Consider the following 25,043-nt stretch of genomic DNA (forward strand, 5'->3'; position numbering starts at 1 on the left):
TGCTGGTGATGGCTGTGACTGTGAGTGTTGCTCAGGCGACACCGGCGCCATTTGATATGGCTGCGCGTTTCAAGGCGCTGTATACGCGCGAGTGGCGTTGGCGTCAGGCAGAATTTCCGGGTGTTGTGGAGCGCAGTAGCCAGCCGCAGTGTGTCGATCACTTGCCAAAGGTGGATTTGGCGAGGCAAAACAAACGCACCGCTTACTGGCAGCAGGTGCTTGAGGAGTTAAAAACAATCGATCCGGTGCGGCTTTCATCGAAAGATCAGATTAATTATCAGGTCTATCGGCAGCAAATTGAGGTGCTTCTTGACGGTCAGCGCTTCCGGAGTTGGGAGATGTCGTTCAACAGCGATACGGCGTTCTGGAGTGATTTGAGTTTCAGTGCGCGTGACAGGTTTCGCACTTCTGAGGACTATCGTTGTTATCTTGGGGTGTTGGCTGATATTCCGCGTTATTTCAACGAGCAGATTGTTAACCTGCGTCAGGGGCTTGCGCGTGGTTTTGCTCAACCCAGGGTCACGCTTGAGGGGCGAGATCAGGTGATTGCTGAGGTCGCTGGTGCTGCTGGTGAGGACAATCTGTTCTACATCCCATTCAAGCAGATGCCCACGATGATGTCTGCTGGAGAGCAAGCCCGGCTGCGTGCTCAGGTGCTGCACTTGATTGTGGATCAGGTGGTGCCAGCCTATAGGCATTTGCTGGCATTTATGCGGGAGGAGTATTTGCCTAAGGCACGTACGGTGTTGGCCGCTGAATCGTTGCCGGGGGGTGTCGCGTACTACCGTGCAAAGATTTTTGAGTACACCACGCTGGATCTTGATCCGGAAGCCATCTATCAGATTGGGGTGGCTGAGGTTGCGAAGTTGCGTCAGCAGATGGATCAGGTGATCGTTGATAGCGGTTTCAAAACATCGCCGGATCAGCAGATCTTCTCGGCGTTTTTGCGTTATTTGCGTACCGATCCGCAGTTTTATCCGAAGACTCCTGAGGCGTTGCTCAAGGAAGCGGCTTGGATTGCAAAACGTGTGGATGCCAAAATCGGTCTCTATATTGGTCGCTTGCCACGCCGCCGTTTTGCTATTGAGCCGGTGCCGGCAGATGTGGCGCCTTACTACACAAGTGGCCGTGGTGGTCCGGGGATCTATTTTGTCAATACTTACGATCTGCCATCGCGTCCGTTGTATAACTTGACGGCGTTAACGCTGCACGAGTCTTCGCCAGGCCATGCGTTGCAGATGCCGTTGGCAGAGGAGGCGAAAGAGGTGCCGGAGTTCCGCCGTTACGCGTTTATTTCCGCTTACGGGGAAGGGTGGGCCGTGTATGCAGAGTACTTGGGGCAGGAGATGGGATTGTACGATACGCCGTATGATCGCTTTGGCTATCTGAGTTACCAGATATGGCGTGCTTGCCGCTTAGTCATTGATACGGGTATCCATCATAAGGGGTGGACGCGCGCCCAGGCGCAAGCATACTTACGTGACAACACTGCACTGAGTGAGCGTGAGATAACGACCGAGGTTGATCGTTACATCAGTTGGCCGGGGCAGGCGTTGTCGTATTACCTGGGTGAGTTGAAGATTTTGGAGTTGCGTCATAAGGCTGAAGCTGCGCTGGGGGCGAAATTCGATATCCGTCATTTCCATGATGCCGTGTTGGGGCTGGGTTCGGTACCGCTACAGGTCTTGGAGGCAAGGATTGATCGTTTCATTGCCGAGGATGGTCGATCTCCGTATCCAGAGACTATTGCTGTAGTGCATTAGGGCTGATCTGCGGTCAAGTCTGTTGTGTGTGGATGTTGGTGATGGTCCTTTTTTAAGCAGATTTAGATTGTGTTTCTGGTGGTGATATGGTGTTGATGTAGGCAGTGCGGCAGGTCCAGGGTGTTGGTGTTTGGTGGTGAGGTTTTGATGTGCTGGGATGGGTGTGTTGGGTGTGCCGTGTCCGATGTGTCGTCAGCGGTGTTGGTTTGGTCTTGCTTGAAGGTTTTGTGCTTGATGTTAGTTAGTTAAGTTGTAGTGGGTGTGTAAAACGCATTCGGTATTACTGGTTTTTTGTAGGGCGTGATGGTGTTTTTTAAAATCTGTCGTGTCGGCGTGGTCATCTCAGTCGTTTGCTGTAGCAGGATCTTGATTCAGTGATGGCTGTGTTAAGGGTGGGCGTACTGTTTGTAATCCGGGACAATGGAAGGCCGTTATCGTGTGTGTGTGCCGTATGTCTCGATTGCAGTTTCAGCTTCAGGCGACCGATGGTGCTGCCCGTCGTGGTCAATTGAGTTTTCCATGCGGTACCGTGCAGACGCCAACCTTCATGCCGGTCGGCACGTATGGTGCTGTGAAGGGGGTGTTGCCAGGGCAGCTTTGTGATTTGGGTGCGGAAATCATCCTTGGTAACACGTTCCACTTGTTTTTGCGCCCAGGTCTGGAGGTGATTGCTGATCATGGCGGTCTGCATGGCTTCATGCGCTGGAATGGGCCGATCTTGACGGATTCTGGTGGCTTTCAAGTATTTTCGTTGGCGCACCGGCGCAAGATCAGTGAGCAAGGTGTGACGTTTGCAGCACCGACAGATGGTGCTCAGGTGTTTCTTGGACCTGAGGAAAGCATGAAAATCCAGAAAGTGCTGAATTCGGATGTCGTAATGATTTTCGATGAATGCACGCCTTATCCGGCCACTGAAGATGTGGCGCGTGACTCAATGGAGTTGAGTCTGCGGTGGGCGCAGCGTTCACGTGATGCCCATGATGCCTTGGACAATGACGCGGCTCTGTTTGGGATTATTCAAGGCGGTGTGCATCCTGATCTGCGCGGTCGGTCGTTGGACGGTTTGCAGGCGATCGGCTTTGATGGCTACGGGATTGGTGGTTTGGCCGTCGGTGAGTCGGAATCTGAGCGCAATGTGATTCTTGAGTACCTGCATCCACGTCTGCCGACGGACCGACCGCGCTATCTAATGGGGGTGGGTCGACCGGAGGATCTGGTTGAGAGTGTGGCCCGTGGCGTGGATATGTTCGATTGTGTGATGCCCACCCGTCATGCGCGTAATGGGCAGTATTTTACTGGATTCGGTACGGTTAAGATCCGTAATGCTTGTTATGCGAGGGATGTGGATCCCATTGAGCAGGGCTGTGGTTGTCCGGCTTGTGTTGGCGGCTATACTCGTGCTTACCTCCGCCATTTGGACCGTTGTAACGAGATGTTGGCATCAATGCTTGGTTCCTTACATAACCTTTGGTACTACGAAACATTGATGGCTAATATGCGTGCGGCGATTACAGCGGGGACTTTTTTTGCATTCCGGCGTTCTTTCTATCTGGCGCGTGGTCTTGATCCTCCGCCTCTGCCTTAGGTGGCTGGTTGCGCCGGGTGAGCCAAATGAGATGTCGGCTCTCATGGCATAATTGTCGGCTTACTACCGCTTCGGCGGATGCATAAAGTTGGGCATGTCTCCGTGTCCTGTCCATGAAATGATGATTAGAGATGGAAATAACTATGAACTTGTTTGATTTCTTCATTCCTGTTGCTCAGGCGCAGAGCGCGGCTCCGGCCGGGGCTTCACCAGGTGGCGGTTTGCAAATGTTTTTCTTGCCGGTCATTCTGATTGCGGTCATGTACTTTTCTATCATTCGTCCGCAGATGAAACGTCAGAAAGAGTACAAGACCATGATGGATCATCTTGGGTGTGGCGATGAAGTGATCACTGCTGGCGGCATTGCCGGTGTGGTGTCAGTGATTGGGGATGAGTTTGTTACTGTAGAGATTGCGGAAAATGTGCGCGTGCGCGTACAAAAAAGCGCCATTGCTAAGGCGTTGCCCAAAGGCTCGTTGCCGTCGGCAAAATGATGTCTATCTCCTTTGTGATTTTCCTAGGGTGCGATGCTGTAGCTGGTGTCGCCCGAGACTTGCGCAATGCTTGAATTACCCCGTTGGAAATATGTTCTTATTTTTGTTGTGCTTGTGTTGAGCACGCTGTACGCGTTACCAAACGTGTATCAGAAAGATCCTTCCGTGCAGATTACCGCCAATCGAGGCGGCCATATCGACGATGCATTCCGCCAGCAGGTGATGACTGATCTTCAAGCATCCGGCATTGTGCCTAAGGCCGTGACCAAGGAGGGGGAGAGCCTGATGGTGCGCTTGATGTCGTTGGAGATGCAGACCCGTGCCAGCGATGTGTTGCGGGCTAAGGTGGGTGAGAATTACACCGTTGCATTGAATCTCGCTTCCACTGTGCCAGATTGGTTGGCTAAGTTGGGTGGGCGACCGATGGTGTTAGGTTTGGATCTGGTTGGCGGTGTGCATTTCGCGCTTCAGGTGGATCAGAAGGCCGCTCTGAATAAACGTATGGATGCTTTTGTTGAGGAGGTACGTTCGACGTTGGGTAGCAAGCGTATTGGCTTCCGCATGGTCGAACGCCGTCCGGACAACACGATTCGAGTGACGTTTGATGATGATGCTCATCTCAATGAAGCACGTATGGTGTTGTTTAAGGAGCAAGTGGGGCTGAGTTATTCGGTATCCGGAAATACTTTGATTGCTCGTGTTTCTGAGAATGAGTTGCGTCAGATTGCCAGTGGTGCGGTTGAGCAAAATTTGACGACTCTGCGTAATCGCATCAATGAATTAGGCGTGGCCGAACCAATTATCCAACGTCAGGGGGATGATCGTATTGTTGTTGAGTTGCCTGGTGTTCAGGATACTGCTGAGGCTAAACGTCTGATAGGTGCGACTGCTACGCTGGAGTTTCGGGGTGTGGTCGACGGTGATGCCTATGAGGCAGTCCGTACTGGGAATGTTCCTCCTGAGGCCAGGGTGTATTACATACGCGGCACCAACCAGCCAGTTTTATTGAATAAGCGTGTGATTGTTTCTGGTGATGAGATGGTGAATGCCACTGTCGGTGTGGATGAGAACGGCATGCCAGCGGTCAATGTCACCCTCAGTAATGCTGCTGGTCAGCGTATGTTGGACTACACCCAGCGCAACCTTTACAAGCTGATGTCTGTGGTCTACATCGAGCGTATTCCGACTGTGAGCATGGTTGATGGTAAGGAAGTGCGTGGCGTGCGGTTGAAGGAAGAGGCATTGTCCCCAACACGGATTGCTGGGGTATTTGGAAAAAACTTCCGTACCACCGGGTTGGAGAAGACTGAGGCTGAAAATCTGTCTAAATTGTTGCGCGCTGGTTCGTTGGCTGCACCGATGGATTTCGTTGAGGAATATGTGATCGGTCCTAGTTTGGGTGCAGAGAATGTAGAACGTGGTGTGACTGCAGTGGTGTTTTCTTTCTTATTCACCCTGGTGTTTTTCACCATCTATTACCGCATGTTTGGTGTGATTACTTCATTGGCATTGCTGTTTAATCTGTTGATTGTGGTAGCTGTGATGTCGCTGTTTGGTGCAACCATGACTTTGCCGGGTTTTGCCGGGTTGGCGCTGTCGGTCGGGCTTTCGGTGGATGCTAACGTGTTGATCAACGAGCGTATCCGTGAGGAGTTGCGTCACGGGATGCCTCCGAGATCGGCGATTGTGGCCGGTTACGACAAGGCGGGTAGCACGATTCTTGATGCCAATTTGACCGGACTGATTGTTGGTGTTGCCTTGTATGCTTTCGGAACCGGTCCTTTGAAGGGCTTTGCGTTGACTATGATTATCGGGATTTTCGCCTCAATGTTTACTGCGATTACGGTATCGCGTTCGCTCTCTGCGCTGATTTACGGTACGCGCAACAATCTCAAGTCTTTGGCTATCTGACCGGGAAGAGAACAACATTATGAAATTATTCCCGCTGCATCTCATTCCGAACGACACCAAGATCGACTTCATGCGCTGGCGTAAACCGACGTTGAGTTTGATGTCGATACTTTTTGCAATATCAGTCTTGGTTGTCGTTTTTAAGGGATTTAACTATGCGCTGGAATTTACCGGCGGCACGCTAGTGCGTACTCAGTTCGCCAAGCCTGTGGATGCCGATCAGGTGCGTCAGCGGCTGGAGGTTGGTGGTTTAGGGAATGCACAGGTACAGAGCGTCGGGGGTGGCAACGAGTTGCTGATCCGTTTGCAGCCGTATGGCGAGCATAATAACGATGATGTGGCCAAAAACGCTGCCGAAGCTGTGCGCAAAGTGATTACGTTGCCGGATAATCCGGCAACTGTACAGCCTGGGGAATTCGTTGGTCCACAGGTGGGAAAAGATCTCGCGATGAATGGTGTATACGCAACGATCTTTATGCTGTTGGGTTTTTTGATTTATATCGGGTTTCGGTTTGAGTGGAAGTTTGCGGTTGCAGCCAGTCTAACGGCGTTCTTCGATCTGATTTTGACGATCGCTTATATGTCGCTGCTTGGTCGGGAGTTCGACTTGACTGTTCTGGCTGGCTTGTTGTCTGTGATGGGTTTTGCGATCAATGACATCATTGTGGTGTTTGACCGTGTGCGTGAGAACTTCCGTAGCCTGCGTGTGGAGCCGTTAGAGGTGTTGAATCGTTCGATCAATCAGACGCTATCTCGTACGGTGATTACGGCGGTCATGTTCTTTCTGTCGGCGTTTGCGTTGTACTTGTACGGCGGCCGCTCAATGGAGGGGTTGGCTGAAACCCATATGGCTGGTGCGGTGATTGTGGTGGTGTCTTCAGTGGTTATGGCGGTGCCATTGTTAACCATTGGCCCTTTAAAGGTCAGTAAGCAAGATTTGCTGCCGAAGGCGAAAGACCTGGAGTCATTGGAGCGCCGTCCTTAATGATTTTCTACATGGCTTCATTTGTGAAGGTGGGCTGTGGAAGGGCAGTTTAGCGGTCACTGTCATGGGAAGGGTAGTGCACACCTTGTGGCTACTCTACCTAGGGTTGTTGGAGTTGTTGCAAGGGTTATGGGGATATCACTGAGGTTGAATGTGTGTTTAAAGCCAAAAACTGGCGCTCCCTAGGGGGCTCGAACCCCTGTTTTAGCCTTGAGAGGGCCATGTCCTAACCGCTAGACGAAGGGAGCGTTGGTCAGTTCGATAAAGGCCCGTTAATATAAAAGCGCCTTCGCCTGAAGGCAACTCATCTTTAGGGGCACTATTAGTTCATGCTTTGCATCGTACCGCGTGGACACCATACGATTTCACGTAAGGACATTAGTCCGAATGCGTTGCGGGTGTTGTACCGCCTGCGTGAGGCAGGTTTTGGTGCGTATTTGGTTGGCGGTGCGGTTCGTGATTTGTTGGTAGGCGGTCATCCCAAAGATTTCGACTTGGCTACCGATGCAACACCTGAGCAGATCAAGCAGTTGTTCAGGAGTTGTCGTTTAATCGGTCGCCGCTTTCGTTTGGCGCATGTGGTTTTCGGGCGCGAGATTATTGAGGTCGCTACCTTCCGTGCCAATAGTGATGATGGAAGTGGTGATCGTGAGCTGGAGAATGGCCGTTTAGTGTGTGACAACGTCTACGGTACGATTGAGGACGATGCGACCCGTCGCGATTTCACCTGTAACGCGCTTTACTACACTATCGAAGATTTTTCAGTACGTGACTACGTCGGTGGTTTTGAGGATGTCCAGTCTCGGCTGATGAGATTGATTGGCGATCCAGTGCGACGTTATCAGGAAGATCCAGTGCGCATGCTGCGTGCGGTGCGTTTAGCAGCGAAGCTCGGTTTCGAGATTGAGGCTGGTACTGCCGAACCAATTTCACGTATGGCTGGATTGTTGGCTGACGTGGCGCCAGCCCGTTTGTTTGAGGAAGTGCTCAAGCTATTTCTCTCAGGACATGCTGTGGTCAGTTTCGAGGCCTTAGAGGATTTTGGTCTGATTGATGTGTTGTTTCCCGAGAGCGCTAAGGCATTGCGTGCTAACCGTAGTGGTGCATTGCGGCGGGTATTGATCGAAGGGCTGCACAGTACTGATAAGCGGGTGATTAAAGATGAACCAGTGTCCCCGGCATTCTTGTTCGCATTGTTGTTATGGCCTGGTTTTTGCCATGCGTTGGTCACGTTGCAATTGCAGGGTGTGCAGCCAGAGGAGGCACAACGTCGTGCAGCTGATCGGGTGACGTTGCATCATCTTGAGCGTGTCGCTTTGCCGCGCCGCTTTTCTTTGCCGATGCAAGAGATTTGGTTGTTGCAAAACCGTTTTATTTCACGCCAACCTAAGCGTGTCTTACGGCTTCTGGAACATCCGCGTTTTCGTGCTGCCTTCGATTTCCTGGTAGTGCGTTTGGCGGCTTCTGCTGAGCATGCTGCAGACGTGGAGTTTTGGCGTGTTGCACAACAGTAGCCTTCTGAAGACTCTCTGGCGTCAGCCATTGATGCTGTGCGGTTTGAATCGGAGGAAGTGGGTGTGTCGCGTCAGCGGTAATGCCAAGGTGGTCAAGTAGAGTGACCAGTGGCAATGTGGTGGCTTATGTTGGGTTGGGCGCCAATCTCGGCCCGGCTGAGATGACGTTGCGAGCCGCAATTGCTGCGTTGGATCAGTTGCCGTTCACCCGTCTACGCATTGCTTCCAGTTTGTATCGCACCCCTCCCTGGGGACGTCAGGATCAGGCGGAGTTTGTTAATGCGGTTGCAGCGTTGGAAACAAGGTTAGCGCCTTTAGCCTTGTTGGATGCATTGTTGGAGGTGGAATGTCTCCATGGGAGAGTGCGTCTTCCCGGCGACCGTTGGGGGCCGCGTACACTTGATCTGGATTTGTTGCTTTATGGGGAGCATGTTTTGGATCTGCCGCGACTGAGGGTGCCTCATCCTCATCTACATGAGCGCACTTTTGTAGTGGTGCCTTTGGCCGAAATTGCTGCGGAGTTGGTGCTTCCTCGTCATGGGATGGTATGTGAGCTATTGGAGCATATGGATACCTTGGGCTTGGTACCAATCAGGTAGATAATGTTCACTGGTTAGATTTTCATGAATTTATGAGCATATATACCAATAGCAAACCTTGGACGGTGCCTGCTTTGGCGGAGGCCAAGCGAAACGGTTCTAAAATCGTGATGTTGACTGCTTATGATGCTGGGTTTGCTCGTATTCTTGACGCAAACGGCGTAGACCTAATCCTTGTTGGCGATTCGTTGGGAATGGTGGTACAGGGCCATGACTCGACTCTTCCGGTGAGTGTGCATGACATGGTGTACCACACTGCGTGTGTGGCTCGGGGGGTACGTCATGCAATGCTTGTGGTTGATTTGCCATTTCAGGCTGATGCGTCGCCGGAACGTGCGCTAGAGGCTGCCACTGCATTGCTGCGAGTGGGGGCACAGATGATCAAAATCGAAGGTGCTGGGCACAAGCTTGAGGTGATTAGTTACTTGGTTGAGCGTGAGATTCCGGTGTGTTCACACTTGGGGCTGACTCCGCAATCGGTACTGCGTTTTGGAGGTTATAAGGTGCAAGGACGTGGTGAGGAGGCTGGGGGGCGTTTGCGTGCCGAGGCACGTGCGGCGGTGGAGGCTGGGGCTACTCTCTTGCTATTGGAGTGTGTGCCGTCGCAGTTGGCAGCGCAGATCACTACCGATGCATCGGTGCCGACGATTGGTATCGGTGCCGGTGCTGGTTGTGATGGCCAAGTGCTGGTGCTGCATGATCTCCTTGGTCTAGATAGCGGTCACCCTCGACCGAAATTCGTTAAAGATTTTCTCGCTCATGGGGGATCGGTTGCTGGCGCGGTTCGCGCTTATGCGAATGCGGTTCGAGATGGTTCGTTTCCAGATGTCGAGCATACTTACACATCGTGATTGATACCGTTACTGATCTGTCCAGGCTACGGGGGATTGTTGCTGACTGGAGGCGTCAGGGCTTGCGGGTCGCTCTGGTGCCTACCATGGGTAATTTGCATGCTGGCCATTTTTCATTGGTTATGTTGGCTCGTCATTATGCTGATCGGGTAGTGTCAAGTGTGTTTGTCAATCCGACGCAGTTTGGTCCCCACGAAGATTTTCAGCGTTATCCGCGAACACCCGAGGCAGACATGCGCGGTTTGGAACATGTGGGTTGCGATGTCTTGTGGTTGCCTAGTGTGGAGACGATGTACCCGTTGGGCACTGAGCGGACTGTACGTCTGTTTATTCCGTGTGTGAGTGATGTGCTGGAGGGGACGTTCCGTCCTGGACACTTTGAGGGTGTTTGTACAGTGGTGGCACGGCTGTTCAATCAGGTGCTGCCGGATGTTGCTGTGTTCGGAAAGAAGGACTATCAGCAATTGGTGGTGATCCGGCAGATGGTGGTTGATTTAGCGTTTCCCATTGAGATTCTTGGTGGCTGTATCGTGCGTGAGTCCGATGGATTGGCGATGAGTTCCCGTAATCAGTATCTATCAATGCAGCAACGACCGCAGGCTGCGGAGATTCATCGTACGTTGATAGCAATGCGCGATGCTGTGATGTCAGGTGGTGTACACGCAGATGTCGAAGCTGAAGCGGTTCGGCGTTTGGAAGCGGCTGGGTTCCAGGTTGATTATGCGGTTATCCGATTGCCTGATCTATGCGAGCCGATTGACGGCATTGTTATCAGTCAGGGTATTGCACTTGTTGCTGCACGTTTAGGCAACACCCGCCTGATCGATAATCTTGAGTTCTGATTATTCGTTCCGAATTAATTGTTACCACCGGTAGATGTCTGTCATTGGCTACAATCACTTTCCCTACTTTGCTGTGTTTCCCATGCAACTGTCCTTGCTTAAAGCTAAGATCCACCGTGCTACCGTCAGTCATTCTGAACTCAACTATGAAGGGTCTATCGCAATAGACGGACTACTGTTGGAGGCTGCCGGTCTCTATGAGTTTGAGAAAGTCCACATCTGGAATGTGACGAATGGTGCCCGTTTCACTACTTATGCAATACGTGCCGAGCATGGCAGTGGCATCATTTCAGTGAATGGGGGTGCTGCGCGTTACGTGCAGGTTGGAGATTTGGTGATCGTTGCTGCGTTTGCACAAATGAGTGAGGACGAGGCAGCAGTTTTCAGACCGAATTTGGTATACGTCAATGCTGCCAATGCGATGACTCATACCAACCACAGTATTCCTACACAGGTCGCATGACACATGCACAATGGGTTCGATGCTTTGCAGCTTCATGCCAATCGCTTGCGTGGGGTGACAATTCCAGATCTGTTGGCTGCTGAGCTAAAAAGACCAGAGCAATATGCCAGACAAGTTGGTCCGTTGTATTTCAACTTTGCTCGGCAGAAGTATGACTGTGTGGCGTTGGAAGCACTGTTTGCATTGGCGCGAAACCATAATGTGACTGGTGCGTTCCAGCGCATGTTTTGTGGGGAGCAGGTCAATGTGACCGAGGGGCGTGCCGTGCTGCATACTGCGCTGCGCGGTGATCTTAGTGGTACTTCGGTGGCGGTTGCTGCTTACACGGCGGCTGCTAAAGTGCGCGAGCGAATGTATGCGTTGATTGCCGGGCTGGATGCCAGTGAGGTGACCGATATTGTTAGTGTTGGCATTGGGGGCTCGGATCTTGGGCCACGTTTAGTAGTTGATGCGTTGCGTCCGATTTCCCAAGGACGTTTCCGAGTCCATTTTGTCTCTAATGTTGATGGCGCTGCTATGCGGCGTACTCTGGATATGTTGGATCCATCACGTACGGCAGGCATTCTCATCTCCAAGACCTTTGGTACGCAGGAGACGTTGCTCAACGGTCGTATTTTGTACGATTGGTTAGGCGGCAGTGAGCGCTTATATGCGGTCACTGCTAATCCGGAACGGGCCGCTAATGCGTTCGACATTGTACCCACGCAGGTTTTGCCAATCTGGGATTGGGTGGGTGGACGCTATTCTTTATGGTCAGCAGTTGGTTTCCCGATTGCGTTGGCGATTGGTTCTCAACGTTTTGAGGAGTTGCTGGCTGGTGCGGCTGAGTTTGATGCGTATGCCCTGAGGGTGCCGTTAGAAGAAAATGTTGCGGTGTTGCATGGGTTAACTGCGGTGTGGAACCGTAACTTCCTTGGTTGCGCCACGTATGCGGTGATGGCTTATGACCAGCGCTTGGCATTGCTCCCTACCTACTTGCAGCAACTGGTGATGGAAAGTTTGGGTAAGCGGGTTAAGTGCGACGGAACGCCAGTGGATAGGGATACTGTTCCAGTTTGGTGGGGTGGCGTGGGGACTGATGTGCAGCATAGTTTTTTCCAGGCGCTGCATCAGGGGACAAATATCGTACCTGCTGACTTTATCGGTACGATCCGCAATGATGATCTGTACACTGAGAATCATTTTGCTTTGAATGCCAACTTGCTGGCTCAGATTGAAGTGTTAGCGAACGGCCAGCTTAGCGATAATCCGCATCGTGTTTATCCAGGAGGGAATCCGAGTACGTTGATTTTGCTTGATGCATTGACTCCACAGGCATTGGGGGGATTGATTGCGATGTATGAGCATAGTGTGTATGTGCAGTCAGTGATTTGGGGTATTAATGCGTTTGATCAGTTTGGTGTGGAGTTGGGAAAGCATTTAGCCGTTCAATTACTACCTGCATTAAAGGGGGAGAGTGTTGAAGTGGCGGATCCAGTAACGCGTGCGGTGTTGCTGCGTTTGCGTGGTTGAGTGTTGTAGCGACGTTATGATTAGGAATGAAGTCTAAGTTAAGCATCAGTTTGCCACTCTGGTTGCTTTTATTGATGCAGTTCGTGAGTACGTGCAATGCGTCATTCTGCGATCCGAATTCCTTGGTCCGCCCGCAATTCTTCGATGTATCACGAGCTTATTTATACGATAGCGGAAAGCGCGCCGATTCCACGCGTCTTTGGGAGGTGGTGTTCCATTCGCTACAGAATATGCCGGTGACGTCCGGATACGCTTTCGTGTTGTGTGCTATTCAATGATACAGCCTGGTTATTGATCTACACGCTCTGTGTTTGCTGGAGTGTTTTGAAGGTTCGATCCAGTATGCATGCCAATAAGCAGTTTGTAAGGAGTTTTTTTCAGATAACGCCCGTCTCAGGTTCTAACCCGCAGTCAATCGTTGCTGATTGCTCCAAGTAGTACGATAAATGGCTCAAACAAGCTTTCCGTGGCGCGACTCTCCAACGGTGTTCGACCACTCTAACGTCTGCTGTATATGTGGGTTTCCCGATAGTGGTGAAATGATGTCTTGTGGGTGTGAGGCAAGTCCAACACATCACACATTTATCACAACAATGTCGTTTGCAGGCAACAACATGCTATCCGATGGATTAGAAATAGTTGATTGCAAATGTTCGGAATTATTTCAAGTGGTTTAATCTTGAGGTTCTTTGTTAGTAGTGGATGCTTCGGGCGATGGTTGATTTTTATCGTAGAAGCAGTTCATGGCATGTTGTTATACATAAGGACAGAAAAGCATGGTTAAGCATCTGTTTGAGCGTATCAAGTGTTTTTCAGATTTCCCATGACGGATGTCGAAAGTATCTAGTGCAGACTTTGTCATGAAAGTTATGGGTAGTGGGGGGGTGAATTTGTGTTCTCCAAAATCTTTAATCGTTTATTGCTGCTCCCTTAGGTTTAAGTGCATGACTCCAGAATTGCATTTTTTGTTGTAAATCATGCTTTCTTTGGGGGTGTTATGCTTGGTATGACTTACACAGTAATTGCTTGTAATTTTCCGTTTGATTCTTCATAATTAGAATCCTGCTGCGGGGTGGAGCAGTCTGGCAGCTCGTCGGGCTCATAACCCGAAGGTCGCAGGTTCAAATCCTGCCCCCGCTACCATTTTTAACAGCAGTGTTGTTTTGGATGATTTCTCGGTGAGTTTGTTTTCTTCGCGATTTATGTTTCTATGTGTGTTCTTGTATGTTGCTCAGTTATCTAAGTGGCTTGTTTGTTGGGTTCGTAGTATGGCTATATGTGGTAGGTAGCTTGTTGGTTTTATCTCAATAATAAGTTTGTGGTATTAGTTTGTATCATTTTGACCTTTAAGGGCATGTTGATGTGATGCTTTCATTACTTCGGACTTTTATTTTATTTGCATATACTTAACGGAATCGGTGCTAGTGCTGTTCTGTTTTGGCTTTCTTCTTTGGGTCGCCTCTGTGTTTCGTTAATAAATAAAGCCACTCTTCCTTAAATTAAAGTTCACTGAATGAAGGTGATTAAAATATTTCTGGTGGAGCAAGGAGCTAAAAGCTGATTTTAGATGTTTAGAACGTCTAGTAGTCGTCTAGTAGTTGTTTACGTTGGATGATAATTATTTTTGTCATCTCCATCGTATCGTTATTTGTATGTCGGATTTTTGTGCAATGGGCCCGAGTGGCCCTTTGCTATTTTTGTATCATCAGTGATGTGTGCATCATTTTTCAGCAGGACGTAGTAATTCAATTGGATTAAGGCAATCTGTGAGTGACAAAGGCATTGAAATTGTGAATCTGTTGGCGCCAAAGGTCGAGATGCTTGGGTTCGACCTGCTTGGTGCTGAGTATCTTCTTGTGCCAAGTGGCGCTATTTTGCGACTATACATTGATATCCCGTTTGCTATGCAGCCAGAGTGCATGGTAAGCATTGATGATTGTGAGCGCGTGAGCCGTGAGGTATCGGCGTATTTAGACCTTGAAGAACCTATCAGCGGCAATTACACGTTGGAAGTGTCCTCTCCAGGTTTGGATCGCCGACTTTTCACACTGGAGCAATTTGCCCGTCACCATAACCACCTTGTTAAGGTTGGATTGAAGTTGCAACAGCATGGATCTCGTCGCTTGCAGGGAAAGATTGTGCGTGTTGAACAAGTGGGTGGTTTTGTTGTCTTGCTTGTCAATGGTGTTGAGCTGGCTGTGGATTTTAACAATATTGATAAGGCTCGGATTGTCCCTGACTGGAGCGCGCTAGGCTTGGCGCCGCTAGAAAAAAGTAAGCATGACACGAAAAAAATGAGTCAAGGCAGCAAAAAACCATCCAACGAGTCGGCGGCACGGCAAGCCGTGCGTGGAGTGATCAGATGAGCAAGGAACTTTTATTGGTAGTTGATGTGGTCGCTAACGAAAAGGGTGTTCCACGCCAGATCATCTTTGATGCCATTGAGGTTGCGTTGGCGTCGGCGGCGAAGAAGCGCTATCAAGATCGTGACATTCTAACGCGTGTCACGATCGATCAAAAGAACGGCAACTATGAGACTTACCGCCGTTGGGAGGTTGTCGCTGATGATGTGGTGATGGAATCGCCTGAACGCCAGATTCGTCTCATGGATGCGCTTGATGAAGCTGATGGTGTAGAGGTTGGTGATTACATTGAAGAGCAGATTGAGAATCCGGATTTTGGCCGTATCTCTGCACAGGCCGCTAAACAAGTGATTGTGCAACGTGTGCGTGAGGCTGAACGTCAGCAGGTTGTTGATGCGTGGAAAAATCGTGTTGGCGAGTTAGTAACTGGCGTAGTCAAGCGTGTTGAACGCGGTAATATCTATGTCGATTTAGGTGGAGGTACGGAGGCTTTTATCCCTAAGGACAAGGGTATCCCGCGAGATGTAATACGTCCTGGAGATCGTGTGCGTGGTTACTTGGCTGAGGTGCGTTCTGAGTCACGTGGCCCGCAGCTCTTCATTAGTCGCTCTGCTCCAGAGTTTATGATCGAATTGTTTAAATTGGAAGTCCCTGAGGTTGGTCAGGGTTTGGTCGAGATCAAAGGGTGTGCTCGTGATCCTGGCGACAGGGCAAAAATTGCCGTGATTGCGCATGATAATCGCACTGATCCGATCGGTGCTTGCATAGGTATGCGTGGATCGCGTGTGCAGGCTGTCTCCAACGAACTTAACGGCGAGCGTGTAGATATTGTATTGTGGAACGAAAATCCGGCTAACTTTGTTATCAATGCGATGGCTCCCGCTGAGGTGCAGTCGATCATTGTTGATGAGGAGAGGCACTCGATGGATTTAGCTGTTGCTGAGGATCGTTTGGCCCAGGCGATTGGTAAAGGCGGCCAGAATGTACGTTTGGCGAGTCGCTTGACGGGTTGGCAATTGAATGTGATGACCGCCGAACAGGTTGCTGCCAAGTCGGAAGCCGAGCAGCTTGCCGCCCGTCGACTGTTTATGGACCGCTTGGAAGTGGATGAGGAGATTGCATCCATTCTGGTTATGGAAGGATTTAACACTATAGAGGAAATCGCTTATGTTCCTGTCGGTGAGCTCCTGGCAGTGGAAGGTTTCGATGAGGATATTGTTGAGGAGCTCCGTGCTCGGGCACGTGATGCGTTACTGAATGCAGCCTTGGCCGAAGAGGAGGTTTTGGAACATTCTGGTCCAGCGCCGGATTTATTGGAGCTCAATGGTATGGACGAGATCACTGCGCACGCGCTTGCTGCTCATGGAGTGCGTACTAGCGAGGACCTTTCAGATTTGGCTGCTGACGAGATCGTCGAGTTTGATATTCAAGGCATGACCGTACAGCGTGCAGCTGTATTGATACTTGCTGCTCGTGCCGAGGAAATTGCTCGTTTGGAACGTGGCGAATGAGTCGACAATGAACAACGCCTTGACCTGTTCAGGGCTTAAAATTTGCGCTTCCCTTGCGTTGGGCGAGGGGGCGTCCAACTGATCATAGGAACCGAATGTCGCAGCAAACCACTATTCGTAAGCTTGCCGAGCTGGTCAACACGCCGGTTGAGAAACTGCTAGAGCAGTTGGCTGGGGCTGGTATGAAGTTCAGTGGTCCCGACCAGGTCGTGACCAGCACTGAAAAGATGAAGCTGCTCGGGTTCTTACGCCGCACACATGGTAAGTCTGATGTGTCGGTTGGGACTGTCCGTGAGGCACCGAAAAAGATCACGCTTAATCGGCGTCGGCTACAAGAAGTGACCGTTAATGCTGGCCGCAACAAGACTACGGTAAACGTGGAAGTGCGCCAAAAGCGCACTTATGTGAAGCCCCCCGAGAGCGAATATCATACGCCGACAAAACCACCCATAGAGCTGGCTGATGCCGAGCGCGTTGAAATATTGCGTAAACTTGAAGAATCACGCCAGCGAAATCTTGCTGAGCAGCAGCGTTTAGCTGAAGTTGACCGTCAGCGTGTTGAGGAGCAGGAGCGAAAGCGCCGTGAAGAAGAACAGGCCGAGCTTGAGCGCCAGAAGACTGAAAGTCGCGTAGTTGAGGAGATTCTTGTCAAGACAGATTCCAATTCCGTCAAACCGGTGTCTAAACCAATCTCTGAGGAGCGCACGCGTGCGTTGCCACGAACAGTCCGGCCAACACCTGCTGCGCGCCCTTCCGTATCGCGTTCGGATGACCGTAATAGCAATGGTGGGGTGCGGCATAAGGCTCGTGGTTCGCATGTGATTGTTTCGGACGAGGATGATTCTGCACGCCGTTTTGCTGGTCAAATGCACCTGACGGCTGCTGAACGTGCTCGCCGTGGTAGCAACACACGAGGCAAAGGAGGTGGTTCTCACCGTAGCGCTACTCATCGAGGTAACGAGAACAGTATTCGTTCTAGTGGTGCTCATGGTTTCGAGCGTCCTACTGTTGCAGTGGTGCGTGAAGTCGCTGTCGGAGACACCATCACCGTAGCTGATTTGGCTCAGAAGCTCGCGCTGAAAAGTGGTGATATGGTGAAGGCGTTGTTTAAGATGGGCGTGATGGTGACAATCACGCAGACCATTGATCATGACACTGCAGTACTGGTAAGCGAGGAACTGGGTCACAAGGTGACTCGTGCTAGCAGCAGTGATTTTGAGGATGCTTTACTGGCCCATACCGAGGAATTGCATGGTGAGCCGGTTCCGCGTCCACCTGTGGTGACGATCATGGGGCATGTTGACCACGGTAAAACTTCGTTGCTTGATTACATTCGTCGTACCAAAATTGCAGTGGGGGAGGCTGGTGGCATCACTCAGCACATCGGTGCTTACCATGTGGAGACCCCGCGTGGAGTGATCAGCTTTTTGGATACGCCTGGCCACGCCGCCTTCACCTCAATGCGCGCGCGCGGTGCCAAAATCACGGATATTGTGGTGCTCGTGGTTGCTGCCGATGATGGTGTGATGCCACAGACCAAGGAGGCAGTACAACATGCTAGGGCGGCTGGTGTGCCGCTTATTGTAGCTGTCAGCAAAATTGATAAGTCTACTGCTGACCCGCAGCGTGTAAAAAACGAGTTGTTAACCGAGAGCGTCGTAGCCGAGGAATTTGGTGGAGACACGCAGTTTGTCGAGTTGTCTGCTAAAACTGGTGTTGGGGTTGATGCGTTGTTGGACGCAATTTCGATTCAAGCCGAGGTGTTGGAGCTAAAGGCTGTGATTGAAGGTCGTGCGACCGGTACTGTGATCGAGTCTTCGCTAGACAAAGGACGTGGTCCGGTAGCAACGGTATTGGTGCAGCAGGGACGTCTGAAAAAGGGTGATTACTTGGTATGCGGTACTCATTATGGTCGTGTGCGTGCTCTGTTCGATGAAGTTGGTCACCAACCACTTGCTGCATCTCCATCAATTCCTGTACAGGTGCTGGGATTGTCTGGTGTGCCTGATGCTGGAGACGATTTCGTAGTTGTTGATGATGAACGTCTTGCTAAAGATGTAGCGCAGCAGCGCGAGGCTAAGCGCCGTGAGTCTCGTCTAGTTACTTCTGCTGGCAATCGCATGGAAGACATCTTGGCTCAGATGGGTAAAGGCGAGAATCAGCAAGTGCTTAACTTGTTGATTAAGGCCGACGTTCAAGGTTCGCTAGAAGCGCTTAAACAGGCATTGGTCGCACTGTCAAACGACGATATTAGAATTAATGTAATTCATGTTGGTGTTGGAGGTATTACTGAGTCGGATGCCAACTCTGCCGTGACCTCTAAGGCTACTGTGATTGGCTTCAATGTCCGTGCCGATGCATCTGCTCGTAAGATCATTGAGGTGAATGGCGTAGATTTGCGTTATTTCTCTATCATTTACGATGTTATTGATCAGGTGAAGCAGGTCGCTTCTGGTTTGCTTGGGGTTGAGATTCGTGAGGAGATCATCGGTGTTGCCGAGGTACGGGATGTGTTCCGGAGCTCCAAGTTCGGCGCTGTTGCCGGTTGCATGATCATTGAGGGTGTTGTCAAGCGTTCCAAACCAATCCGTGTGCTCCGTGATAACACTGTTGTGTTTGAGGGTGAATTGGAGTCATTGCGTCGCTTTAAAGAGAATGTTGACGAGGTGCGTAACAGTATTGAGTGTGGCATTGGAGTGAAGGCTTACAATGATGTCAGAGTTGGTGATAGCATAGAGTGTTTCGAACGTATTGAGGTTGCACGTACGTTGTAAGCGGTACCCCTGTGCGCATCTGTTATTTTTAACTGTTGTCCCTTTACTTATAGGTCTAATTTCCGTCAGCTTGCCATTTTTCGTTTCTTTCCAAAATAAAATTTTCCCCGTGCCTAAGAAATCATTTCAGCGTACTGAACGTATTTCTGTCCAGATCCGCCGCGATTTAGGTGCTTTTGTCCAGGCCGCTGTGCGTGATCATGGGCTGCCTTCTATGAGTGTCTCTGATGTTGAGGTGACTCGCGACATGGCGCACGCTAAGGTGTTCGTGACTGCTCTTCAAGCAGAGCGATCATTCGAGGCAGTGGCAGGGTTGAAAGCATTGGCACGCGAATTGCGTATGCAATTAGCGCAAACCATGAGACTGCGTTTCGTGCCTGAATTGCACTTCCATTACGATGATTCTTTGGATCGTGGTGAACGCATTGATACATTATTGCGCGACCTGATACCACCTGCTGATGCGGAAAAAGATGAATCTGGTTAAACCTTGTATTGGTGAAATAACCAATTCAAGGTGTTGATCCTTTGTCCATAGTATGCTGTATTTGTTCGTTCTTCCCGTGTTTGATGCTTCTTGCTTATGTCTCGCATTTCCTATCGTCGTTTGGATGGTATTTTGCTGCTTGATAAGCCAGCTGGCATAAGTTCTAACAGTGCGTTACAGGTCGCGCGTCGGTTATTGCGTGCTAAAAAGGGGGGGCATACTGGTAGCTTGGATCCACTCGCTACTGGATTGTTGCCGCTGTGTTTTGGAGAAGCCACCAAAATCGCTGGTTTGCTACTGGATTCTACCAAGGCATACGACGCTGACGTGCTACTCGGCACCACGACGACGACGGATGATGCTGAAGGGGCTGTATTACTTACGCGCCCTGTGCCGACGTTAGATGCCGAAATGGTTGATGCTCTTATACCTCAATTGATTGGTCGGATTAGGCAACGTGCCCCAATCTATTCTGCTCTCAAACAGGGGGGTGAACCTTTATATGCTAAAGCTCGGCGTGGTGAAGTGGTCAATGCCCCGGTACGTGAGGTTGAGGTGCATGCGATCGAATTGCTTTTTTTGGCTACGCCGCGATTACAATTACGTGTGACTTGCGGTTCGGGTACATATATTCGTAGCCTAGTTCGTGATTTGGGCGAAATCTTGGGCTGCGGCGCACATATCAATGCATTGCGCCGTCGTTGGGTCGCTCCATTTCAGATACCGAAGATGTTGACGTTGGATGCATTGGAGCAGGCATTGAGTGCAGGGAGAGATCCTGATTCTCTGTTATTGCCATTGGTTGAAGGATTAGCCGGTTTCCCAGCGCTGGAACTTGATGCCCAGCGTCTAGCTTGCTTCAGGCTAGGGCAGCGCTTGCGCGATCATAGTTTTCAGACTGGGCGGGTTGCGGTGTTCAGTCGAGATGGTATCCCTGCGGGGCTGGGGGAGGTGGATAGTGAAGGCTTGTTGGTGCCGCAGCGTCTTTTCAATCTTTGAATCTGGATTTTTTAAAAACTATCAGCTTGTGCCGAACTTTTTGGACCGATACAATTTCACTGCCTTACATTAGGTATCTTGCGCTATAAGCGCGTCCTTTCAGCAAACGGCGAGTTAGGTGGTATGCGTCTTTAACCCAGCATCTCTGCCAACTCCGCGTCTTTTTAGAGAACCCACTATGTCGATCGATACTCAGAGCATTATCGAGAACAATAAGCGCAGTGCCCATGATACGGGGTCCCCAGAAGTGCAGGTTGCACTGTTGACGGCTCGTATTGAGTTACTGACCAAGCACTTCAAAATTCATAAGAAAGACCATCATAGTCGCCGTGGTCTTTTACAGATGGTTAATCGACGTCGTAGTTTGCTTGATTACCTTAATAAAAAGGAAAACGAACGTTATAAGTTGTTGATAGAAAAACTCGGCTTGCGCCGCTGAGATTTTCGCCTTCGCCGTGGATCAGAGACGTGCCGTGGTTGTGTTTGGATTCGCACTCTACTTCAAGGGATTGTAAATCCTCATAACCGCGTTATTTGCAAACACTCAGCATAGTTGATCCGTTTATAAAGCATCATCCTAAGGAAACTCTCGTGGCAAAAATCACCAAAACCTTCCAGTATGGCAAGCATACCGTGACCCTGGAAACCGGCGAAGTCGCCCGTCAGGCGAGTGGAGCTGTTATCGTCAAGATGGATGACACTGTGCTTCTGGTCACTGTTGTTGCTGCAAAAACTGCGCGAGAGGGGCAGGATTTTTTCCCATTGACGGTTGATTATCAGGAGAAGTTCTATGCCGGTGGGCGGATCCCGGGTAGCTTCTTTAAGCGTGAAGGCCGTGCCACCGAAAAAGAAACGTTGATTTCTCGATTGATTGACCGTCCGATCCGTCCGTTGTTTCCTGAAGATTACAAGAACGAAGTTCAGATTATCGCTATGGTTATGTCACTCGATCCGGAAATCGACGGTGATATTCCCGCAATGATTGGTGCTTCAGCTGCATTATCACTGGCTGGTATTCCGTTTAAGGGACCGATTGGTGCTGCTAAGGTTGGTTACAATGATGGTCAATATATCCTCAATCCCACTGTCAGTGAACTGAAAAAATCTCAGTTGGAGCTTGTTGTCGCTGGTACTGCCAATGCCGTGCTGATGGTTGAGTCTGAGGCTGCATTGCTTTCCGAAGAAGTAATGTTAGGGGCGGTTATTTTCGGTCATCGCGAAATGCAAAAAGTGATTCAGGTGATTGATTCACTGACCGCAGAAGCTTGTACGCAGCCGTCTGATTGGGTGCCCCCGGCCAAGAATGATGCTTTGGTCATTGCGTTGAAGAAAGTAATTGGTGGTCGCTTGTCCGACGCTTTCCATATCAGAGACAAGTTGCAGCGTCGCGACGCGATCGCTGCTGTTAAAGATGATGTGATTCAGCAGTTGGCTGGCCGTCTTGAAGTTGAGGGCTGGAACTTGGCGGAATTGTTAAAGGAATTCGGTGAACTGGAATACCGTACTATGCGTGATGCACTGTTGGACACTAAAGTCCGCATTGATGGACGCTCTCTGGAAGCTGTACGCCCGATCACCGTAAAGGTTGGGGTTCTGCCGCGTGTTCATGGTTCCGGGTTATTTACACGTGGAGAGACTCAAGCGATTGTAGTCACTACTTTGGGTACAGCGCGCGATGGCCAAGTAATTGATGCAGTCACTGGTGAATATAAGGAAAATTTTTTATTCCATTACAACTTCCCGCCATATTCAGTGGGCGAATGTGGCCGTTTTGGAGTACCGAAGCGCCGTGAGATCGGTCACGGCCGTCTTGCTAGGCGCGGGGTGTTGGCTGTGATGCCGAGTTTGGATGAATTCCCATACACGATCCGTGTTGTCTCTGAGATCACCGAATCGAACGGTTCCTCATCTATGGCTTCGGTGTGCGGTTCCTCGCTGGCGCTCATGGATGCTGGTGTGCCGGTGAAAGCACCAGTGGCTGGCATTGCGATGGGCTTAGTCAAGGAAGGGGAGCGCTTTGTTGTGTTGAGCGACATTCTCGGTGACGAAGATCACCTTGGCGATATGGATTTCAAGGTTGCTGGTACCTCCGAAGGAGTGTCCGCGTTACAGATGGACATTAAGATCGAAGGCATAACAGAAGAGATTATGAGGCAGGCTCTACAGCAGGCTAAAGTTGGACGTCTGCATATCCTTGGCGAGATGGACAAGGCACTGGCTGCACCGCGTGCCGAGTTGTCCGACTACGCTCCTCGCCTGCTGACGATTAAGATTCATCCTGACAAAATCCGCGATGTCATTGGTAAAGGTGGTTCGACCATCCAGGCGATCACTAAGGAGACTGGAACACAGATCGATATTCAGGACGATGGTACGATCGTTATCGCTTCAGTCAACAATGCTGCAGCCCGGGAGGCTAAGCGTCGTATTGAGCAAATTACCTCGGATGTTGAGCCGGGTCGGATTTATGAGGGCAAGGTTGCTAAGATTATGGATTTTGGCGCTTTTGTGACTATTTTGCCTGGAAAAGATGGTTTAGTGCACGTTTCCCAGATATCCAGCGAGCGTGTGGAGCGTGTTGGCGACAAGCTGAAGGAAGGCGATGTGGTTCGTGTGAAGGTCTTAGAAGTTGATAAGCAAGGTCGAATCCGTCTTTCGATCAAAGCAGTGGAGGAAGAGGTTGCCAGCATATGACTTTCTACCTGATGTCCTCTGGATAGTGCAGAAAATGAATTCATATAAGGTTTATGCATGTATGGCAGCGCATTACTCGTTGCCATCATCTGCTTACAACACCGATTGATAACCTCTTTTGGATAGAGCGCAGGTGATGCTTTAAATCCGGCTGGCTATTGCCAGGCCACCTTGTTGCGCGTGATCGAAACGGTCGCGTGCACTGCGCACTTCGTCATGGTGTGTGCTTGCCCATTTAAGTAAATGCATCACAGGTACCAACAGACTTTCGCCTAGAGGTGCGAGCGCATACTCTACTCTTGGTGGTTTGGTTGGATAGACTGTGCGACCAATCATTCCATTACGCTCAAGATGCCGTAGAGTTTGCGTGAGCATCCGTTTGGAGATGTCAGGTACGGCACGCTGGATAGCGCTGAAACGTGTTGGTCCGGGCACTAGAGTTAATAAAATCAGGAGCGACCACTTATCGCCTATATGATCCAGTACATCGCGCACTGGGCATTTTGTCGCGTCGAACGGGAGATTTTCCCATCCAGGTGGAGGGGCTGAGGAAGCGATAGAAGCAAACATATTCATGATGGGGGCCTAAAAAAATTACCTTGACTGTAAAAATTTCTTCTTGCGAAAAAATCATAGTCTCGACAATAAACGTGATATTTTGAAATATCCTCTTAGCACTTTAGCATGACCCGAACTATTTCCCGCATCCTTGTGACTGGTACCAGCGGCCAACTTGGCGCTTTAGTGATAGAAGAATTGCTAAAAAAGATACATGCATCTCATTTAATCGCCGCGGCACGTGATCCAAAGGCATTAATGGCGTTTAGTAGACGTGGTGTTGAAACACGCCTATTGGATTACACAGATCAGATCAGCATAGAGGCTGCCTTTCAGGGGGTCGAACGTCTCTTGCTGGTGTCCTCTAATGTCATTGATCAACGTTTGGTGCAACACCGCAACGTGATTGAAGCCGCGGCACGTGCTGGTGTTGGTTTGTTTGCTTACACCAGCTTGTTACATGCCGATAACTCGTCATTGTTGCTGGCCAAGGATCACGTGCAAACCGAAGCGTTATTGAAAGGATCGGGAATACCTTACGTCCTATTGCGTAATGGTTGGTATACCGAGAACTACACTGATTCTATAGGAGCAGCGTTGGTTCATGGGGCCGTCCTTGGTAGTGCTGGTACAGGCCGCATTGCTGCGGCTACACGCGCCGATTATGCGGCTGCGGCTGCGGCTATATTGGCTTCTGATGTCGATCAAGCCGGACGTACCTATGAATTGGCTGGTGATGAGGCATTTACCATGCCAGAGTACGCTGCCGAGATTGCACAACAGTCTGGGAAGCCGGTGATTTACCGCGATTTACCCGAAGCTGAGTACGCTGCAATCTTGATGCAAGTAGGGTTGCCGGAGAGCTTTGCTGCAATTCTGGCACAGTCTGATATTGGTGCCTCCCAGGGCGCACTCTTCGATGACAGTCATCAACTTAGTACTCTTATCGGACGGCCGACTACTCCGCTACGTGAAGTGGTTGCCAAAGCACTTTCTGCAGTCCGCTAAGCTACTTCTGTGTGTTCTTTGATTGCAGTGACTCAGTGACCCAAGGGTATGATTGATCACTGGATGTTCAAAATCAGTGTCGCTGGTGAAGTTGCTTGTCGACTTCATCAGCACCCATGATTACTGCTGA

At 50.3% G+C, this 25,043-nt stretch carries 20 protein-coding genes and 2 tRNA genes; 20 read left to right on the plus strand and 2 right to left on the minus strand.

The window, feature by feature from the left end; translation table 11 throughout:
* The first annotated feature begins 8 nt into the window (after positions 1 to 8).
* The 5 genes from F7G16_RS00915 to secF all read left to right on the plus strand — a co-directional run bounded on the left by F7G16_RS00915 (position 9) and on the right by secF (position 6,738).
* On the plus strand, positions 9 to 1,763 hold the full coding sequence (locus tag F7G16_RS00915) for a DUF885 domain-containing protein (protein ID WP_004572968.1): 1,755 nt from the start codon (positions 9 to 11) through the stop codon (positions 1,761 to 1,763).
* Positions 1,764 to 2,214: 451 nt separating this feature from the next.
* Positions 2,215 to 3,348, plus strand: coding sequence for a tRNA guanosine(34) transglycosylase Tgt (tgt, locus tag F7G16_RS00920; protein WP_004572967.1), 1,134 nt, complete (start codon positions 2,215 to 2,217; stop codon positions 3,346 to 3,348).
* A gap of 143 nt (positions 3,349 to 3,491) precedes the next feature.
* Positions 3,492 to 3,842 (plus strand): preprotein translocase subunit YajC, encoded by a 351-nt coding sequence (yajC, locus tag F7G16_RS00925; protein ID WP_004572965.1) that lies wholly within the window; start codon positions 3,492 to 3,494, stop codon positions 3,840 to 3,842.
* A gap of 66 nt (positions 3,843 to 3,908) precedes the next feature.
* Positions 3,909 to 5,753, plus strand: a complete 1,845-nt coding sequence (secD, locus tag F7G16_RS00930; protein WP_004572964.1) for a protein translocase subunit SecD — start codon at positions 3,909 to 3,911, stop codon at positions 5,751 to 5,753.
* Positions 5,754 to 5,772: 19 nt separating this feature from the next.
* A complete protein-coding gene (secF, locus tag F7G16_RS00935; RefSeq protein ID WP_004572963.1) occupies positions 5,773 to 6,738 on the plus strand; it encodes a protein translocase subunit SecF in 966 nt (321 codons plus the stop codon).
* Between the two features lie 173 nt (positions 6,739 to 6,911).
* On the opposite strand, the gene F7G16_RS00940 is transcribed toward secF, so the two are convergent.
* A tRNA-Glu gene (locus F7G16_RS00940) sits at positions 6,912 to 6,986 on the minus strand.
* A gap of 81 nt (positions 6,987 to 7,067) precedes the next feature.
* On the opposite strand from F7G16_RS00940, the gene pcnB reads away from it, so the two are divergent.
* The 14 genes from pcnB (at position 7,068) to pnp (ending at position 23,347) form a co-directional block, all read left to right on the plus strand.
* Positions 7,068 to 8,252 (plus strand): polynucleotide adenylyltransferase PcnB, encoded by a 1,185-nt coding sequence (gene pcnB, locus F7G16_RS00945; protein ID WP_004572962.1) that lies wholly within the window; start codon positions 7,068 to 7,070, stop codon positions 8,250 to 8,252.
* 80 nt (positions 8,253 to 8,332) lie between these two features.
* Positions 8,333 to 8,851, plus strand: coding sequence for a 2-amino-4-hydroxy-6-hydroxymethyldihydropteridine diphosphokinase (gene folK, locus F7G16_RS00950; protein WP_042466345.1), 519 nt, complete (start codon positions 8,333 to 8,335; stop codon positions 8,849 to 8,851).
* Positions 8,852 to 8,883: 32 nt separating this feature from the next.
* Positions 8,884 to 9,702 (plus strand): 3-methyl-2-oxobutanoate hydroxymethyltransferase, encoded by an 819-nt coding sequence (panB, locus tag F7G16_RS00955; RefSeq protein ID WP_004572960.1) that lies wholly within the window; start codon positions 8,884 to 8,886, stop codon positions 9,700 to 9,702.
* Positions 9,699 to 10,544: a pantoate--beta-alanine ligase gene (gene panC / locus F7G16_RS00960; protein ID WP_011097534.1), complete on the plus strand. Its 846-nt coding sequence runs from the start codon at positions 9,699 to 9,701 to the stop codon at positions 10,542 to 10,544. Before panB ends, panC begins: the two co-directional genes overlap by 4 nt.
* A gap of 82 nt (positions 10,545 to 10,626) precedes the next feature.
* Positions 10,627 to 11,007, plus strand: a complete 381-nt coding sequence (gene panD / locus F7G16_RS00965) for an aspartate 1-decarboxylase (RefSeq protein ID WP_011097535.1) — start codon at positions 10,627 to 10,629, stop codon at positions 11,005 to 11,007.
* 3 nt (positions 11,008 to 11,010) lie between these two features.
* On the plus strand, positions 11,011 to 12,519 hold the full coding sequence (gene pgi, locus F7G16_RS00970) for a glucose-6-phosphate isomerase (protein WP_004572957.1): 1,509 nt from the start codon (positions 11,011 to 11,013) through the stop codon (positions 12,517 to 12,519).
* Positions 12,520 to 13,585: 1,066 nt separating this feature from the next.
* Positions 13,586 to 13,662: transfer RNA gene (locus tag F7G16_RS00975), tRNA-Met, on the plus strand.
* Positions 13,663 to 14,285: 623 nt separating this feature from the next.
* Complete coding sequence (rimP, locus tag F7G16_RS00980; RefSeq protein WP_012382428.1) at positions 14,286 to 14,885, plus strand: ribosome maturation factor RimP; 600 nt, start codon at positions 14,286 to 14,288, stop codon at positions 14,883 to 14,885.
* Positions 14,882 to 16,393, plus strand: coding sequence for a transcription termination factor NusA (nusA, locus tag F7G16_RS00985; RefSeq protein WP_004572953.1), 1,512 nt, complete (start codon positions 14,882 to 14,884; stop codon positions 16,391 to 16,393). Before rimP ends, nusA begins: the two co-directional genes overlap by 4 nt.
* Before the next feature lie 95 nt (positions 16,394 to 16,488).
* The gene (infB, locus tag F7G16_RS00990) at positions 16,489 to 19,167 is read left to right on the plus strand and encodes a translation initiation factor IF-2 (protein ID WP_004572952.1); all 2,679 of its coding nucleotides are present in this window, start codon (positions 16,489 to 16,491) and stop codon (positions 19,165 to 19,167) included.
* A 109-nt stretch (positions 19,168 to 19,276) separates the two neighbouring features.
* A complete protein-coding gene (gene rbfA, locus F7G16_RS00995; protein WP_004572951.1) occupies positions 19,277 to 19,654 on the plus strand; it encodes a 30S ribosome-binding factor RbfA in 378 nt (125 codons plus the stop codon).
* Between the two features lie 96 nt (positions 19,655 to 19,750).
* Positions 19,751 to 20,653 carry a tRNA pseudouridine(55) synthase TruB gene (gene truB, locus F7G16_RS01000; RefSeq protein WP_012382429.1) on the plus strand — a complete coding sequence of 301 codons (903 nt, stop codon included), beginning with the start codon at positions 19,751 to 19,753 and terminating at the stop codon, positions 20,651 to 20,653.
* Positions 20,654 to 20,831: 178 nt separating this feature from the next.
* Positions 20,832 to 21,092, plus strand: coding sequence for a 30S ribosomal protein S15 (rpsO, locus tag F7G16_RS01005; RefSeq protein ID WP_004572949.1), 261 nt, complete (start codon positions 20,832 to 20,834; stop codon positions 21,090 to 21,092).
* A 152-nt stretch (positions 21,093 to 21,244) separates the two neighbouring features.
* A complete protein-coding gene (gene pnp, locus F7G16_RS01010) occupies positions 21,245 to 23,347 on the plus strand; it encodes a polyribonucleotide nucleotidyltransferase (protein ID WP_012382430.1) in 2,103 nt (700 codons plus the stop codon).
* A gap of 141 nt (positions 23,348 to 23,488) precedes the next feature.
* Here the strand turns inward: pnp and F7G16_RS01015 are convergent, their stop codons facing one another.
* Positions 23,489 to 23,923, minus strand: a complete 435-nt coding sequence (locus F7G16_RS01015) for a winged helix-turn-helix transcriptional regulator (protein WP_004572947.1) — start codon at positions 23,921 to 23,923, stop codon at positions 23,489 to 23,491.
* Between the two features lie 108 nt (positions 23,924 to 24,031).
* Between F7G16_RS01015 and F7G16_RS01020 the strand changes: the two genes are divergently transcribed.
* Positions 24,032 to 24,913, plus strand: coding sequence for an SDR family oxidoreductase (locus F7G16_RS01020; RefSeq protein WP_004572946.1), 882 nt, complete (start codon positions 24,032 to 24,034; stop codon positions 24,911 to 24,913).
* The last annotated feature ends 130 nt before the right edge of the window (positions 24,914 to 25,043 follow it).

This window comes from Xylella fastidiosa, assembly GCF_011801475.1.
Classification (GTDB): Bacteria; Pseudomonadota; Gammaproteobacteria; order Xanthomonadales; family Xanthomonadaceae; genus Xylella; species Xylella fastidiosa.

Coding starts and splice junctions, on each gene's coding strand:
- nusA (WP_004572953.1), top strand. CDS start 14,882: ATGAGCAAGGAACTTTTATTGGTAGTTGATGTGGTCGCTAACGAAAAG.
- rpsO (WP_004572949.1), top strand. CDS start 20,832: ATGTCGATCGATACTCAGAGCATTATCGAGAACAATAAGCGCAGTGCC.
- folK (WP_042466345.1), top strand. CDS start 8,333: ATGCCAAGGTGGTCAAGTAGAGTGACCAGTGGCAATGTGGTGGCTTAT.
- panB (WP_004572960.1), top strand. CDS start 8,884: ATGAGCATATATACCAATAGCAAACCTTGGACGGTGCCTGCTTTGGCG.
- F7G16_RS01015 (WP_004572947.1), bottom strand. CDS start 23,923: ATGAATATGTTTGCTTCTATCGCTTCCTCAGCCCCTCCACCTGGATGG.
- F7G16_RS00915 (WP_004572968.1), top strand. CDS start 9: ATGGCTGTGACTGTGAGTGTTGCTCAGGCGACACCGGCGCCATTTGAT.
- F7G16_RS01020 (WP_004572946.1), top strand. CDS start 24,032: ATGACCCGAACTATTTCCCGCATCCTTGTGACTGGTACCAGCGGCCAA.
- truB (WP_012382429.1), top strand. CDS start 19,751: ATGTCTCGCATTTCCTATCGTCGTTTGGATGGTATTTTGCTGCTTGAT.
- pcnB (WP_004572962.1), top strand. CDS start 7,068: ATGCTTTGCATCGTACCGCGTGGACACCATACGATTTCACGTAAGGAC.
- panD (WP_011097535.1), top strand. CDS start 10,627: ATGCAACTGTCCTTGCTTAAAGCTAAGATCCACCGTGCTACCGTCAGT.
- secF (WP_004572963.1), top strand. CDS start 5,773: ATGAAATTATTCCCGCTGCATCTCATTCCGAACGACACCAAGATCGAC.
- infB (WP_004572952.1), top strand. CDS start 16,489: ATGTCGCAGCAAACCACTATTCGTAAGCTTGCCGAGCTGGTCAACACG.
- secD (WP_004572964.1), top strand. CDS start 3,909: ATGCTTGAATTACCCCGTTGGAAATATGTTCTTATTTTTGTTGTGCTT.
- yajC (WP_004572965.1), top strand. CDS start 3,492: ATGAACTTGTTTGATTTCTTCATTCCTGTTGCTCAGGCGCAGAGCGCG.
- pgi (WP_004572957.1), top strand. CDS start 11,011: ATGCACAATGGGTTCGATGCTTTGCAGCTTCATGCCAATCGCTTGCGT.
- tgt (WP_004572967.1), top strand. CDS start 2,215: ATGTCTCGATTGCAGTTTCAGCTTCAGGCGACCGATGGTGCTGCCCGT.